Annotated in this window: 13 protein-coding genes; 6 read left to right on the top strand and 7 right to left on the bottom strand. The window is 32.3% G+C overall.

Annotated features, from left to right (window positions below; genetic code table 11):
* Positions 1 to 57: 57 nt before the first annotated feature.
* Positions 58 to 918, top strand: coding sequence for an ATP synthase F1 subunit gamma (atpG, locus tag C8N27_RS05205; RefSeq protein ID WP_121146540.1), 861 nt, complete (start codon positions 58 to 60; stop codon positions 916 to 918).
* 88 nt (positions 919 to 1,006) lie between these two features.
* On the opposite strand, the gene C8N27_RS05210 is transcribed toward atpG, so the two are convergent.
* Together C8N27_RS05210 and C8N27_RS05215 are read right to left on the bottom strand one after the other, a co-directional pair.
* Complete coding sequence (locus C8N27_RS05210) at positions 1,007 to 2,068, bottom strand: zinc metalloprotease (RefSeq protein WP_121146541.1); 1,062 nt, start codon at positions 2,066 to 2,068, stop codon at positions 1,007 to 1,009.
* Positions 2,069 to 2,192: 124 nt separating this feature from the next.
* Positions 2,193 to 3,071, bottom strand: a complete 879-nt coding sequence (locus C8N27_RS05215) for a hypothetical protein (RefSeq protein ID WP_121146542.1) — start codon at positions 3,069 to 3,071, stop codon at positions 2,193 to 2,195.
* 194 nt (positions 3,072 to 3,265) lie between these two features.
* On the opposite strand from C8N27_RS05215, the gene C8N27_RS05220 reads away from it, so the two are divergent.
* Positions 3,266 to 5,965, top strand: coding sequence for an Ig-like domain-containing protein (locus C8N27_RS05220; RefSeq protein ID WP_121146543.1), 2,700 nt, complete (start codon positions 3,266 to 3,268; stop codon positions 5,963 to 5,965).
* Between the two features lie 49 nt (positions 5,966 to 6,014).
* Here the strand turns inward: C8N27_RS05220 and dxs are convergent, their stop codons facing one another.
* Positions 6,015 to 7,784 carry a 1-deoxy-D-xylulose-5-phosphate synthase gene (gene dxs / locus C8N27_RS05225; RefSeq protein ID WP_121146544.1) on the bottom strand — a complete coding sequence of 590 codons (1,770 nt, stop codon included), beginning with the start codon at positions 7,782 to 7,784 and terminating at the stop codon, positions 6,015 to 6,017.
* 66 nt (positions 7,785 to 7,850) lie between these two features.
* On the opposite strand from dxs, the gene rsmI reads away from it, so the two are divergent.
* From rsmI to C8N27_RS05240, 3 genes are all read left to right on the top strand, one after another.
* Complete coding sequence (gene rsmI, locus C8N27_RS05230) at positions 7,851 to 8,522, top strand: 16S rRNA (cytidine(1402)-2'-O)-methyltransferase (RefSeq protein WP_121146545.1); 672 nt, start codon at positions 7,851 to 7,853, stop codon at positions 8,520 to 8,522.
* Positions 8,523 to 8,600: 78 nt separating this feature from the next.
* Positions 8,601 to 9,650 carry a ferredoxin--NADP reductase gene (locus tag C8N27_RS05235; RefSeq protein WP_121146546.1) on the top strand — a complete coding sequence of 350 codons (1,050 nt, stop codon included), beginning with the start codon at positions 8,601 to 8,603 and terminating at the stop codon, positions 9,648 to 9,650.
* Positions 9,651 to 9,671: 21 nt separating this feature from the next.
* A complete protein-coding gene (locus tag C8N27_RS05240) occupies positions 9,672 to 10,349 on the top strand; it encodes a LysE family translocator (RefSeq protein WP_121146547.1) in 678 nt (225 codons plus the stop codon).
* Here the strand turns inward: C8N27_RS05240 and mgtE are convergent.
* From mgtE to C8N27_RS05260, 4 genes are all read right to left on the bottom strand, one after another.
* Entirely contained in the window at positions 10,346 to 11,695 is a 1,350-nt protein-coding gene (mgtE, locus tag C8N27_RS05245) for a magnesium transporter (RefSeq protein ID WP_099215036.1), read from the bottom strand. The genes C8N27_RS05240 and mgtE overlap by 4 nt on opposite strands.
* A gap of 88 nt (positions 11,696 to 11,783) precedes the next feature.
* Positions 11,784 to 12,587, bottom strand: a complete 804-nt coding sequence (gene rsmA / locus C8N27_RS05250) for a 16S rRNA (adenine(1518)-N(6)/adenine(1519)-N(6))-dimethyltransferase RsmA (protein ID WP_099215037.1) — start codon at positions 12,585 to 12,587, stop codon at positions 11,784 to 11,786.
* 62 nt (positions 12,588 to 12,649) lie between these two features.
* Positions 12,650 to 12,979 carry a DUF4286 family protein gene (locus C8N27_RS05255; protein ID WP_099215038.1) on the bottom strand — a complete coding sequence of 110 codons (330 nt, stop codon included), beginning with the start codon at positions 12,977 to 12,979 and terminating at the stop codon, positions 12,650 to 12,652.
* A gap of 45 nt (positions 12,980 to 13,024) precedes the next feature.
* Entirely contained in the window at positions 13,025 to 14,800 is a 1,776-nt protein-coding gene (locus C8N27_RS05260; protein ID WP_121146548.1) for a tetratricopeptide repeat protein, read from the bottom strand.
* A 176-nt stretch (positions 14,801 to 14,976) separates the two neighbouring features.
* On the opposite strand from C8N27_RS05260, the gene C8N27_RS15870 reads away from it, so the two are divergent.
* Positions 14,977 to 15,120: a hypothetical protein gene (locus C8N27_RS15870; protein ID WP_164723407.1), complete on the top strand. Its 144-nt coding sequence runs from the start codon at positions 14,977 to 14,979 to the stop codon at positions 15,118 to 15,120.
* Positions 15,121 to 15,159: the final 39 nt, after the last annotated feature.

Genomic DNA, 15,159 nt, shown 5'->3' on the forward strand with positions numbered 1-15,159 from the left:
AAAAAAGGCATCCCCGCATTATAATGCGGGGGTTTTATAAATTTTAAGTTCAATTAAATGGCAAACTTAAAAGAAATACGTAACAGAATTACTTCGATTAAATCAACAATGCAGATCACCTCTGCCATGAAAATGGTATCGGCTGCAAAGTTGAAAAAAGCTCAAGATGCAATTACAGCAATGCGCCCGTATTCATCTAAGCTTACTGAATTATTACAAAGCTTAAGTGCTACATTAGATAGCGATGCAGGTGGAGTGTATTCAACAGAAAGAGAAGTAAACAAAGTATTGTTAGTTACTGTAACTTCTAATAGAGGTTTATGTGGAGGTTTTAACTCATCTATTATCAAAGAAACAGTTAAAACTATTAATGAAAAATATAACGATGCTACTGTTGATTTATTAACGATTGGTAAAAAAGGAAACGATATTTTATCAAAAGAATATACAGTTATTGAAAATAGAAGTAATATTTTTGATGACTTAACTTTTGAAAACGTTGCTCAAGTTGCTGAACAGTTAATGAATTTATTTGTAGATGGTTCTTATGATAAAATAGAGATCATTTACAACAGATTTAAAAACGCAGCGACTCAAATACCACAGGTAGAGCAATTTTTACCAATTCAACCTGTAGAAGGAGAATCAAATGCTAATTTAGATTACATCTTTGAGCCTTCTAAAGAAGAAATCATTTTAGAGTTAATTCCTAAGTCATTAAAGACACAATTATACAAGGCAATTCGTGATTCATTTGCTGCCGAACACGGTGCTCGTATGACTGCAATGCATAAAGCAACTGATAATGCTACGGAATTACGTGATGAGTTATTATTAACTTATAACAAAGCACGTCAAGCTGCTATTACAAACGAAATCTTAGAGATCGTTGGTGGAGCAGAAGCTTTAAATAACTAAGAAAAGAGCATTTCTCAGAAATATTCTGAGAGTTATCATAAAAAAAAGCGAATCAATTTGGTTCGCTTTTCTTTTTTATATCATTTTATTATTCAAAATCAGATGATAAATAATAGTTTTCTAAGGTTACTGGAAATAAATCATTTTCAAAAAACTGATTCATAATTCTTGTGGTAACAGGGCTAATACCAGTACTTATTCCATCTACCTCATGAGGGTATGTCATATTTGAAGAATGGTTGTAACCAATAGTATGACCTATTTCATGTGCTGTTATAAAACCAGTTTCTTTACGAATATAATCTCTTAGTACATGTTCAGCTAAACCAAAGGTTGCACCACCACCTAAACCAGAAACATTAACAACCTTACCACAGTTATAACGTGTTTTGTTTAAAATAATGTTATAAGCTCCTTTCTTTTCGTTTTCTGTTAAAGCAGTTGTGCCATCATTTCCTATAATATTTTCACTAATAAATTCATTTTTAAAATTATCAGAAGCAAAAACAACACCAAGGTTAATCATTAATCCTGTGAATCGACGGATGTCTTTTGCAGTAATATCTTCAGCCCAATTGTTATCTGGATTGTTGTCTGTATCAAAATCGTGATATTTTATCGTCCATTTTAGTTTATTTAAACCTTTAAGCCTTTGGATAATTTCGTTATCACCAGTAAAATCAAAAACAATATTACTAGGGTCTATACCTGTATCTTTAAAAATTGAAAGATCAACTTCTTGATTACTTGTATTTAAAAATAAGGAAGAGTTGTTTATAAAAGGGTAGTTAATTTCTTGCTTACCATGGGCTCTTATTTTATCAATTTTAAATAATTTAATAGGTTTATGAAAACCTTCAGCCTCAATCGTAGCTGTAATAGTTATATCTTCTATATCTATTGGGGCGAAATTAGCAACCTCAATAGTTTTATTATCAATTGGCTTAACTCTTATTACTTTACTTATTTCGTACACACGAGATTCTGAAGTCATTACTTCTTGAGGTTCTCCGTCTTGAAACATCAAGCTAGAATTGGTTTCAGAATCAAAAGAGTAAGTTTTAAGCTCAACGTTAGGGATACTTTCTTTATCACTACATGAAAGGAATAAAAAAATAGAACAAACTAAAGTTTTAAATAATAGTTTCATTTTTGAAAAATTTGGAGGTTATTTTTCGCGAATATAAACCTTACAAATCATTAGTTTCTGAAAGTTTAACAAAACAACTTCAAATTTATTTTACCAAGTGTCATTTACATATTAATTAAGTAAATCAAGCAGAAACCAAACTGTTGTTAGTTCTAGGCTTTTTAGAATTGTTTTTGACTAAGTATAGATAAACCATTAGTGGTATTAATCCGTGAGGAAGTCTATATATTGTTAAGTATAAATACTGATGCATAATACTTAAAGAAAAATCATAATGAAAGCCACTAAGAATTCTTGCTAAAGCAGTTACAATACCCCAAAAGCATGCATATAACAAGGCTGCTTTTGAAAGTTTAGGAATAAATATAGCAATAGCAATAATGAAATCTATAACACCAGCTACAAATAATAGGTTCTTAGCCATTTCTTCTTGTACAGGAAGTATATTCAAGGTCATGGTAACGAAACTACCTGGTAATGGATAAAAAACACCAATAGCGTACATTCCATGACAAGTGAAAGCTAAGGCAATAAAAACTTTTAGGTAAAAAAGTAAGATAGGTGTGTTTTTGTATTTTAAGAAATATAATAAAGCGATTGGAACTCCAAACTGAATGGTGTGCTCAAAAAACATTATTAGGTGATAAAATTTATCCTTGGTTATCATTAAAGCTAAAAAAATCAAACTAACAGATCCTATTATTAAAATGTTGCGCATCCATTTTTTTGAGTTTTCATTTATTAAGATTGAAATAATAGCGCATACTAGATATAAAACACCAATACTTCTGGTTAAAACTTGGATAGCAAAATCAGTATTTAGGTTAGTAACATATGATTGCCAACTAGTGTCAAAAAGAAAATTAACAACAGGCTCCAATAAATGCTGATCCCAAAAAAAGCTTCGGTAGGGTGCATCCCAAAATAAATGCTGGTAAGCTCTGCCAAAAAAAATAAAAAAAGAACAGAATTTTAAAAAAGTAAGAAGGGTTTTAGTGTTCATAAATTAAGGTTTAAACAAAAGTAAAAATAGGGGGTATGTAGTTTGTTAAAATAAGATTAGTAAACTATAAAACAATAGTTAGGTTAAAGTTAATCAGGTTATTATATGATTAATTATAATAAAAATAACCTATTAAATTGAAAGGGAAAAAATATATTTGTGTAACTAACTATTAAACTTTAAAGTCCCTCACAATGAAAAAAATTATTTTAACACTGTTATTATTAGCAGTTCTTAGTACTTATGCCTCTAATGATAAGTACCGATTAATCATCACAGACAATCCGGCAACAACCATTATGATTGGCTGGAATCAAATTTCAGGATCTAACCCAGTTGTATACTATGGAACGACAGATAATGGAACTAACTGGTCAAATTATCCAAATTCAAAATCTGTAGATCGCTCAGTTTCTTATAAAGGAATGAGTAATACTTTTGCCAAATTAACTGGATTAAGTCCTAATACCAACTATTATTTTGTAATTAAAGATAGCCAAGGGGTAAGCAGTCGTTTTTGGTTTAAAACAGCTCCAAATACCAATGATAAAATGTCGTTTATTGCTGGAGGAGATTCAAGAAACAATAGAACACCGAGAAGAGATGCTAATTTGTTAGTTTCTAAATTAAAGCCAACAGCAGTGTTTTTTGGTGGAGATATGACTAACGGAGACTCTAGTTCTGAATGGCAAGACTGGTTTAATGATTGGCAATATACCACAGCAAATGACGGAAGAATGTTTCCTATTGTACCAACGAGAGGAAATCACGAAGGTTCAAATAATAGTATTTATAACCTGTTTAATGTTCCTTCAACAAGTGTTTATTACGACATAACTTTTGGAAATAATTTATATACAATTTATACGTTGAATTCAGAGATTTCAGCAGGAGGAACTCAGTATTCATGGTTAAGTCAAAAATTAAATACAAATAGTTCTATTTGGAAATCTGCTCAATATCACAAACCGATGCGTCCACATGTGTCATCAAAATCGGAAGGAAATGATGAATACTCTAGTTGGTCTCAATTGTTTTATGATAAAGGAGTGAATTTAGTATTTGAATCTGACTCTCATACCGTAAAAACAACATGGCCAGTAAAACCTTGTTCTAGCGGAAGTAATTGTGATGAAGGTTTTGTTAGAGATGATGCTAACGGAACCGTTTATGTAGGAGAAGGTTGCTGGGGAGCACCTTTAAGATCATCGAATGATTCAAAAAACTGGACAAGAGACGCGAGTACCTTTAATCAGTTTAAATGGATTTTTGTTGAAGAGTCTAAAATAGAAGTTAGAACAATTAAGGTAGATAATGCGAGTAGTGTAGGTTCGGTTTCAAACCAAAATCCATTCACAATACCGTCTAATTTAGATATATGGGCTCCATCTAATGGTAGTGTGGTAACAATTATAAGTAGTAACGTTAGCTATCCAGAAGTTACAGTTACAAATCCATCATCAGGCTCATCACATACCGTAAATACTCCAGTAACAATTTCCGCTACTGCTACAGATAGTGATGGAACAATTTCTAGTGTTAAGTTTTATGTAAATAACACTTTAGTAGGCACAGATACAAATACTCCATACTCTTTTAACTGGATACCTACAATTGATGACCAATCATATATAATTAAAGCAAAGGCTACAGATAATGACGGATACGAAACTACTTCTGAAGAAGTTTCTGTTTTTGTAGGAAATGTTTCTAAGACAATAACTTCAACAATTAATAGTACTAATGATGATGCTGAACAATATGAGTCGTCAGGAACAATGTATATGAACAGTTCTGATTTAGAATTAGTGTATGATGGAAGTTCCAAAGGAAATCAACATGTAGGGTTGTTGTTTAGAGACTTAAATATACCTGCAAATGCTACGGTAACGAATGCGTATATACAATTTACTACCGATGAAACAAATTCAGGAAGTACATCATTAGCAATAAAAATTCAAGATTCATCAAATGCACCTGATATGACTTCTCAAAGTTATGATATAACATCAAGAAGTTATTATAATCAATCAGTTGCTTGGAGTCCTAGTTCATGGAGTTCAGTTGGAGCTTCGGGGACAGCACAAAGAACTCCAGATTTAAAATCTCTGGTACAATATGTTGTGAACAGATCTAATTGGGCAACTGGTAATTCAATGATGTTTTATATTTCAGGAACAGGAGAACGAACAGCAGAGTCATACGATGGAAGTAGCGCGAGTGCACCCAAATTAGTGGTTACTTATAGCACAGGGAACCCTGATGATGGAGATGGAGGAGGAGAAATCCCAAAATGTGAGGATGTAAGCGTGACAATTATTTTCGATAAGTATTCTTCAGAAACTTCTTGGAGTTTAAAGGATAGTACAGGGCAAACTGTAATGAGTGGAGATAATTATACTCAAGGAAATGGAGAGTCTATTACTGTATCAAAATGCTTGCCGGTAGGATGTTATGATTTTACAATTAATGATACATATGGTGATGGCATTTGCTGTAGTTATGGAAGCGGTTCGTATAAAATAACTAATAATAATGGAGATGTATTAGCTTCAGGAGGAAGCTTTGGGTCTTCGGAGACTAAACAGGTTTGTTTAAACACTTCCACTTCTGCAAAAACACAATTAAGAAGCCAAGAAAAAGAAGAAACAAATACTTCAGGAATGAGTATTTATCCAAATCCAGCTGTTGATAGGATTTATATTAAAGGAGGAAAAAATACAGTTTTGTGGATTGCGAAAATAATAGACGTATCAGGAAGAAAAGTAATAGAAGCACCTGTAATTAATAATTCGATAGATGTTTCTACAGTTTCAAGTAACTCAATTTACATTGTTGAAATATATGATGAACTAGGACAAAAGAAACTTTCTGAAAAGATAATGAAGAAATAAACTTTGAAATAAAGAGTTGAAAAGCGAACCAATTTGGTTCGCTTTTCTTTTATAGTAGACTTTGAATTACTTTTTGAATGGAGATTGTATCAATTCCACATACTTCTTGCAACTGTTGAATCGTACCATGATGGATAAACTCATCAGGAATTCCTAATAGTTTAATTTTTCCTTGATAGTTTACTTCGGAAGCATACTCTAATACTTCACTCCCAAACCCACCTTTGATAGTGCCATCCTCAACAGTGATAATAGTGTCAAATTTTTTAAAAATAGTGTCTAAAAGTTGCTTGTCTAAAGGTTTTACAAAACGTAGGTCGTAATGTGCAATGACTTCTTTATTTTCAAGTTGATTGATTGCTTCTGAAACATTATCAGCTATTGTTCCAATAGATAACACTGCAATTTGAGTTCCTTCTTTTAAACAGGTTCCTTTTCCAACTTCTATGGTTTCGAATGGAAGTTGCCATTGCTCTAATTTGCCTTTCCCTCTGGGATATCTAATAGCTATCGGATGTTCAAGACCCTGTTGAGCGGTAAACATAATGTTACGTAACTCAATTTCATTACGAGGAGCAAATACAATTAGGTTTGGAATACAACGTAAATAAGCCAAATCAAAAACTCCATGGTGAGTTGCTCCATCTTCACCTACTAACCCAGCCCTGTCTAAGCAAAAAATTACAGGTAAATTTTGTAAGGCTACATCGTGAATTACTTGGTCGTAAGCACGTTGTAAAAAGGTAGAATAGATATTACAAAATGGAATCAATCCTTGGGTAGCCATGCCTGCAGCTAAGGTTACTGCATGTTGTTCGGCAATACCTACATCAAATGTTCTATCAGGAAACTCTTGCATCATAAACTTTAATGAGCTTCCGGTTAACATAGCAGGCGTAATTCCTACAATTTTTTCGTTTTTCTGTGCTAGTTCAACAATAGTTTCCCCAAAAACATCTTGAAATTTAGTGTATTTACTTGCCTCTTTAGGTAGGACGTCTCCAGAAATTTTGTCAAATTTACCAGGAGCGTGATACCTTACTTGGTCTTGTTCAGCTTGTCGTAACCCTTTCCCTTTTGTAGTTATTACGTGTAAAAACTTAGGACCTTGAATACTTTTTAAGCGTTCTAGTTCACGTAACAACTCTTCAAAATTATGTCCATCAATAGGTCCAGAATAATCAAAGTTTAAGGCTTCAAAAATATTGTGTTGTTCTATCTCTAATCGAGGAGCTTTAATTTTTGTTAAATAATCTTTCAAAGCGCCTACCGATGGGTCAATACCAATGGCATTATCGTTTAAAATAACTAAGAGATTTGCATTCGTGTCTCCTGCATGATTCAAAGCTTCAAAAGCCATTCCACTAGCAATAGAAGCATCACCAATCACCGCAATATGATGTTTTTCAATATCTTGTAATTTCGAGGCAATTGCCATTCCTAAAGCTGCTGAAATAGCGGTAGAAGAGTGACCAACACCAAAAGTGTCGTACTCACTTTCTGAGCGTTTTGGAAATCCTGAAATACCATCAAACTGGCGGTTGGTATGAAAAACGTCTTTTCTTCCTGTTAAAATTTTATGCCCATAGGCTTGATGTCCTACATCCCAAACTAATAAATCGTTTGGAGTATCAAACAAATAGTGAAGTGCAATGGTCAATTCTACCACACCTAAGCTTGCGCCTAAATGTCCTTCTTTTGTAGCAACCACATCAATAATAAACTCACGCAATTCTTGAGCGAGCTGTGGCAATTCTTCTGATGTTAATTTACGTAAATCAGCAGGAATTTGAATGTTTTTCAATAGGTCGTTCGACATATAGCAAAAGTACAAAAAGGTAGAGATTCCTAACTTTTTAGACTAAAAACTTTGTAGTTTTGTTGCATGAGCAAATTGTACTTGGTGCCTACACCGATTGGGAATTTAGAAGACATTACGCTGAGAGCGCTTAAAGTCTTACAAGAAGTAGATTATATTTTAGCGGAAGATACACGTACGAGCGGAAAACTACTGAAGCATTTTGATATTTCTACACCGATGCAGTCGCATCATATGCATAACGAGCATAAAACGGTAGAAACAATTGTGAAACGTTTGCAAAGTGGTGAAACGTTTGCGTTAATTTCAGATGCAGGAACCCCTGCAATTTCAGATCCTGGTTTTTTATTAACTAGAGCGTGTGTACAGCATGGGATAGATGTAGAATGTTTACCAGGAGCTACTGCTTTTGTTCCAGCTTTGGTAAATTCTGGCTTACCGAATGACAAATTTGTTTTTGAAGGTTTTTTACCTGTAAAAAAAGGACGTCAAACACGGTTAAAATTCTTGGCAGAAGAGACACGAACTATGATTTTTTATGAGAGTCCACACAAGTTATTGAAAACACTCGCAAATTTTGCAGAGTATTTTGGAGAGGATAGACAAATATCTGTTTCTAGAGAACTGACAAAATTGTTTGAAGAAACCAAACGAGGAAGTGTAAAAGAAGTACTAGCATATTATACTGAAAAACCAGCTAAAGGAGAAATCGTGGTTGTAGTTGATGGGAAAAAGTAAAGAAATTAAAGTTTTATAAAAACCCTAACTTTTCTTCTTCTTGAGTTTCTTATTTTTGTAACTCTTTAAAAAGATTACATGTCTACATTTCATAAACTACGTATAGAAAAAATAATAAAAGAAACAGCAGATGCTGTGTCTATTTTATTTGATATCCCTGCAGAACTAAAAGATAACTACACTTTTGTTGCAGGTCAATATATTACAATAAAAGCTATCTTAGACGATAAGGAAATAAGAAGAGCTTACTCTATTTGTGCTTCTCCTAACAGTAAGCAAATTAAAGTTGCTGTAAAAGCAGTTGATCACGGAAAATTTTCAACCTATGCAACAACTAAGCTAAAAGAAGATACTTTTTTAGAGGTTTCTGAACCAGAGGGGAAGTTTATTTTAGAACCTCAAGCACAAAAAAACTATCTTGCTTTTGCTGCAGGAAGTGGAATTACCCCAGTTTTATCAATGGTAAAAACAGTGTTAGAAAATGAACCAACTTCTACAATTACACTAGTTTTTGGAAATAAAAGAGCTGAAAGCACAATTTTTTATGATGAGTTAAATGAGTTAGCTGAAAAGTATTCTTCTCAATTAAACTTACATTATGTGTTTAGTCAAGAGGTGAGAACTAATAGTAAATTTGGTAGAATTGATAAAGGACATGTAAACTATTTCGTGAAAAATATACATAAAGATATTTCTTTCGATTCAGTATATTTATGTGGACCAGAAGAAATGATCCAAACTGTTTCTGAAACACTTCAAGAAGATGGATTTGATGAAAGAGACATTTATTTTGAATTATTTACCGCTACTATTTCAGATGAAGAAGCGGCATTGCATATTCCAGACGGAAAATCAGAAATTAAAGTGGTGTTAGATGATGAAGAACATACTTTTATGATGGAGAAAACCGATACAGTTTTAGCAGCTTCTTTACGCAACAAGCTAGATGCCCCATATTCTTGTCAAGGAGGAGTTTGTAGTAGTTGTATTGCAAAAGTTACGGAAGGAAAAGCTGTAATGGCAAAAAATTCTATTTTAACTGACGACGAATTAGAAGAAGGTTTGATACTTACATGTCAAGCACATCCAACTACACAGAAAATAGTGGTAGACTTTGATGATGTTTAGGTAAAATCGTAACTTTATAGAATGGATTTTTACGACTTTAAAAACGCATTTTTTGTAGGTGTTTTCATGGCTTTTATGATAGGACCTGTATTTTTTATGCTGATTAAAACCAGTATTTTAAAAGGAGCTAGAGCAGCCATTGCTTTTGATGTAGGAGTGATTTTAGGAGATATTTCTTTTATGTTAATAGCCTACTTTGGAAGTAGAAGTCTGTTAGAAAAAATAAAAGATGACCCGCGGTTGTTTCTTATCGGAGGGTTGGTGCTTATTGTTTATGGATTAATTACTTATTTAGATAAAAACAATAAGAAAGAAGCCAAAGCTCCCGATGTTGTTTTACCTGAGAGTAATAATTACTTAAAACTCCTTCTTAAGGGCTTTTTCTTGAATTTTATAAATATAGGAGTATTAGCTTTTTGGCTGGGTTTAATTGTGGTTATAGGACCAACGTATGATATGAATCCGAAGTATTTGGTTTGGTATTTTGGTACTGTAATAGCAGGTTACGCAATTACAGATTTAGGGAAAATATTATTAGCTAAACAACTTAAGAGTAGGTTAACTCCATTGGTTATTTATCGAATAAAACGTGGAATGGGAGTGTTATTAATCGTTTTTGGTGCTGTGTTAATGCTAAAAGGATTTATTCCTGAAAGTAAGATTGATAATCTGATTGAGAAAGTAGAATCGCTAGATTAAAAGCCGATAATCATTTTTGCTATCCAAAAATAGATCAAAATCCCAAAAATATCGTTACTCGTTGTAATAAATGGCCCAGTAGCAATTGCAGGGTCAATACCTCTCTTATCTAAAAATAAAGGAATAAAAGTACCTACCAAACCAGCTACAATAATTACCGTAAATAATGAAGATGAAATAGCAGAGGCAATTGTTATATCTCCTTTCCAAATCCAAATAAAGAAAAACAAGATAACAGCCAAAACAAGTCCATTTACAGCAGCTAAAGACATTTCTTTTAATAGCCTATTAGTAACACTTCCTTTTACATCATCATTAGCTAAACCTTGTACAATAATTGCTGAAGATTGTACCCCAACATTACCAGCCATAGCTGCAATAAGAGGTGTAAACATAAAAAGAATAGCATTTTCTTCTAATGCACCTTCAAAAAAGCCCATAATTCTTGCAGCTCCAATACCTCCAATTAAACCTAGGAACAACCATGGTAATCGAGCTCGGGTTAACTGTAAAATGCTATCTTCAGAGTCAACATCTTGGGTAATACCTGCTGCTAATTGATAATCTTTTTCAGCTTCTTCTTTAATTACATCAACAATATCATCAATAGTAATTCTACCCACCAAAACACCTAATTCATCCACAACAGGAATAGCTTCTAAGTCATATTTACGCATAATGTTAGCTACATCTTCCGCGTCATCGTGTACATGAACAAAATCTACTTTAGGAATATAAACATCCGAAATTTTAGAACGAGTAGAAGCCATTAACAAGTCTTTTAACGACAAACGCCCTTTTAACTTACCTTCATCATCAACCACATAAATAGAATGAACTCTAGTAACCTCTTCTGCTTGCTGACGCATTTTTTTAACACAGGTAAGTACATTCCAATTCTCATTTACTTTTACAAGCTCTTTTGCCATTAATCCACCAGCAGAATCTTCATCATATCGTAGTAATTCTACAATTTCTTTAGCATGTTCACGGTCTTCAATTTTCCGAATTACATCTTGTTTTCGTTCTTCAGGAAGTTCAGCAATAACATCGGCAGCATCATCGGTATCAAGTTCATTAACCTCTTCGGCAATTTCTTTGGCAGATAGTTGTTCAAAAACTTTTTCACGAACTTCTTCATCAACTTCCATTAATACATCCGAAGTTGTTTCACTATCTAATAAACGTATAATGTAAACTGCTTCTTCAAAAGTAAGTTCATCTAAAACTTCAGCAATATCAGCGTAGTGAATATCTGAAAAAACCTCAGAAAGAGCTGTGTCTTTTTGTTGTTGAATCAGGCTTTGTACGTTTTCTAATAAGTCTTTTGTGATTTCTAATGCCATTGCTTGCAATTTTGCTCGATAATCGAGGTTTTGAATATGTTGAAATCTAATTCAAAAAGAAGACTTGTTCTTATCTAAAAAAGGACTCTTAACTATTGTTTTGAGCTATTTTTTGTGTCAACTCAATGAATTTTTGCACCGACAACTGTTCGGGACGCATCGCAAATATAGGGTCTTCTTTTAAGGTATCCGAAAGATTAAAAGATTTTAAACTGGAACGTAACATTTTTCTTCGTTGATTAAAAGCTGTTTTTACCACTCTAAAAAATAATTTTTCATCAACAGGAAGTGTGTAGTTTTCTTTTCTGATAAGTCTAATAACTCCAGAATCTACCTTTGGCGGTGGATTGAATACAGAAGGAGGTACGGTAAATAAGTATTCAGCATCATAAAAAGCTTGTGTTAATACCGAGAGTATTCCGTAAGTTTTACTTCCTTCTTTTTCAGCAATTCGTTGAGCAACTTCCTTTTGAAACATTCCTGAAAACTCTGGAACAAATTCGCGGTTTTCAATAGCTTTAAAAACAATTTGTGATGAAATGTTGTACGGAAAGTTTCCAATAATTGCTACTTGCTGATTATTGAAAATTTCAGTGAAGTCTTTCTTTAAAAAATCACCTTCAATAATGGTAAATTTTTCTTTTGAAGTATTTAGTTTTATGTGCTCAACAGGAAATGTTTCTTGTAAATAGGTTACTGATTCTGAATCTAATTCCATTACCGTAACTTTTGGTTTTTTCTCTAACAAATATTTAGTTAGAACTCCCATACCAGGACCAATTTCTAATACGTTATCGTATCCTTTTTCGGTTAACGAATCAGCAATTTTCTTAGCGATGTTTTCATCGTTTAAAAAATGTTGTCCTAAATGTTTTTTTGCTCTTACGGTCATGGATTCAGGTTAATAGATTTTTATAGACGTAATACGTTTAGAATCTTGGTTTTGGGTCTTGACTAATTACTGTTTACTGTAGGGAAAAACTCATTAACAACTTTTAATTCAGTACGAAAAGCAAGCATTTTATCAGCAAACTTTTTTAATCCGTCGTTGCGTAGTTTGTCTGCACTATGTTTGTAATAGTTGTCTAAATCTTCACGTGTTTTAGCAGTATATTGAATAGAGTAGGTAATACCTCCCATTTCTTCTTCAACCAACACTTGTGTCATTTTAGCACTTAAAAAGTGTCCTGTGGCTAATACTTCAGGTATATGGCTTTCAATCCAAGTTAACCATTCAGCATGTATACTTTCGTCTATATTTATTGTTACGTTGTATATGTACATAGTTTTTAATTTTAAAAATAAAGTAATAAGAACGTCTTCAGTTTTTTAAATGTCGTCTCCTCTTAATTTTCTAAACTTTTTTCGGGCCTCTACTAGGTAGATACTCGATGGGTGGTCAAAAATAATCTTTTGATAGTATTCTTTAGCCTTTTCTAGATTATTTAATTCATTGTTGTATAATTCAGCCATGTGATAATATACATCGTCAACATAAATCCCTTTTTTATCTAAAGCTATTATTTTGGCATAATTTAAAATGGCTTCGTCATATTGTTTCTTTTTAACAAATAATTGAGCTTGTTTAAATAATGCTTCATCTTCAATAGATTGCCCACCGTAATTAGCAATTATATTGCTTAAAATAGCAATTGCTTCATCATTTTTATTTTGATAAGCTAACAGATCAGCTTTGGCATATTCTTTTAAACCAGTACCAATACTATCTTTAGGTTCGTTATCTGAAATTGTCAAGAACAAATCAGCAGCATCGTTAGCAATAAGTTGTGTTGCTGATCCTTTTAAAACTTTTAGCTGAGCCTTTGCCCAAGTAAAATCATTTTTAAAATAAGAAGCTTGTGCTACTTTAAAGCGTGCTTCTTGACCTATATAATTGTTTTTGAATAGCGTTTGAACTTGAGAAAAATAAATTAATCCTCTATTAAATTTACCCATATATACAAAAACATCACCAAGCTTAAGTTTTATAGTTGCTTTTATAAACTTTGAATTGGTAAAATTTAAGGCATTCTTTAAAATAACAGATGCTTCTTGTGGGTTGTTCTTTGTAAATGTTAAATAGTTAGCGTACTCTATTTGTGTGAAAAGTGTTTTAGAGTTAATTCCATATTCTTTAAAAATAGAATTAAAACGTTTATCTACATCAGGTTGTTTTGTCTCAATTGCTATTTTAAGGTTATTATTTATAGCTTTAAACTTGTCTCTAGGGTAATTCGTTTTTTCAATAATAAGATCAAAACACTCTTTTGCAGTTTCATAGTCTTTGTTCTCTAGAGCTATTTTACCCAAATCATTAATTTTACCCAAATTATCTGGGTCTCTTGCAAGTAATGCCTTGTTTTGAATAAGAGCTTTGCTGTATTGTTTTTGCCTAATAAATAACCAAGAAAGTAAATCATTCCAAATGTCTTTAGGGTTACTTATAGATTTTCGTAATAGTGCTTTTTTGAATAAAACATTGTTCTCATCTTCGCTATCATCAGTTAAATATTTACCAGCATAACGTTTTACATTGTTGAGGTAACCACTATTTTTGTCAACCAAATCAATGTATGATTTGAACATTTGTTCAAAATCTCCTTTTTCACCATAAATTTGTGCCAATTGAAACCCATAATTAGCTTTTGGGTTAATTTCCATTACTTTATTAAAAGCTTCAATAGCTAAATCTAATTTACTATAGTTTTTAAACAACCCTGCGATTAAAGAACCGTAATTTGCTTTTTTATTGATGGATTCAATTGCTTTTTGATAGTATTTATTAGCGTCTTCTATTTTTTCTTGCCGTTCACTATTATAACCTAGAATTACATATAAGTAAGATAAGTTAGGTTTTTCTTTTAGTTTTTGAGTGAGTAAATTTTCAGCAGCAGTAAATTGTTCTGTCTCCTGATAACAAGTGATTAACTTTTTTAAATAAGTTGTGTTATATGGGCTTTGATCGTATAACCTTTTATATAACTGAATTGCCTTTTCATATTCATTATTTCTAAAATAATTTTCAGCAATGATAAATTCGTTTTGTTGTGCTTGGCAAAACAAACTTAAAATCAGTAAATTAAATAAAATAATGGCTTTTCTCATTTTGAAAATTTTAAGCGTTGTGTTTTTGTGCTTAATTCAGTTAAGAGGATTTTGTCTATCAAAAATACAGAAGATAATTGTTAAAATACTATTAAAAGAGGTGCTTTTTTGAAAAGCAGTGTAACATTTTGGCACGAACTTTGTCTTATTAGTAAAACAACTAAACAATGTAAACTATGGGAAACTTTACGACACAATATGAAATAGCAAAGCAGAATGCAAATGAGTTTATGAGAAAAGGTCAAATAACTCAATATTTTGAGGCATTGTTAGAAATGAATAAATACAAGAGATTAATGGTAGCAGTAGTTGCCAACTAAACATATTTTTTTCAATGGGGATTGATTAATTAAAAATCC

The organism is Tenacibaculum discolor, from assembly GCF_003664185.1.
In the GTDB taxonomy this organism is placed as follows: Bacteria; Bacteroidota; Bacteroidia; order Flavobacteriales; family Flavobacteriaceae; genus Polaribacter; species Polaribacter discolor.

Bases quoted from the DNA above. Each gene is read 5' to 3' on its own strand.
- atpG (WP_121146540.1), top strand. From the start codon at position 58: ATGGCAAACTTAAAAGAAATACGTAACAGAATTACTTCGATTAAATCA.
- C8N27_RS05210 (WP_121146541.1), bottom strand. From the start codon at position 2,068: ATGAAACTATTATTTAAAACTTTAGTTTGTTCTATTTTTTTATTCCTT.
- C8N27_RS05215 (WP_121146542.1), bottom strand. From the start codon at position 3,071: ATGAACACTAAAACCCTTCTTACTTTTTTAAAATTCTGTTCTTTTTTT.
- C8N27_RS05220 (WP_121146543.1), top strand. From the start codon at position 3,266: ATGAAAAAAATTATTTTAACACTGTTATTATTAGCAGTTCTTAGTACT.
- dxs (WP_121146544.1), bottom strand. From the start codon at position 7,784: ATGTCGAACGACCTATTGAAAAACATTCAAATTCCTGCTGATTTACGT.
- rsmI (WP_121146545.1), top strand. From the start codon at position 7,851: ATGAGCAAATTGTACTTGGTGCCTACACCGATTGGGAATTTAGAAGAC.
- C8N27_RS05235 (WP_121146546.1), top strand. From the start codon at position 8,601: ATGTCTACATTTCATAAACTACGTATAGAAAAAATAATAAAAGAAACA.
- C8N27_RS05240 (WP_121146547.1), top strand. From the start codon at position 9,672: ATGGATTTTTACGACTTTAAAAACGCATTTTTTGTAGGTGTTTTCATG.
- mgtE (WP_099215036.1), bottom strand. From the start codon at position 11,695: ATGGCATTAGAAATCACAAAAGACTTATTAGAAAACGTACAAAGCCTG.
- rsmA (WP_099215037.1), bottom strand. From the start codon at position 12,587: ATGACCGTAAGAGCAAAAAAACATTTAGGACAACATTTTTTAAACGAT.
- C8N27_RS05255 (WP_099215038.1), bottom strand. From the start codon at position 12,979: ATGTACATATACAACGTAACAATAAATATAGACGAAAGTATACATGCT.
- C8N27_RS05260 (WP_121146548.1), bottom strand. From the start codon at position 14,800: ATGAGAAAAGCCATTATTTTATTTAATTTACTGATTTTAAGTTTGTTT.
- C8N27_RS15870 (WP_164723407.1), top strand. From the start codon at position 14,977: ATGGGAAACTTTACGACACAATATGAAATAGCAAAGCAGAATGCAAAT.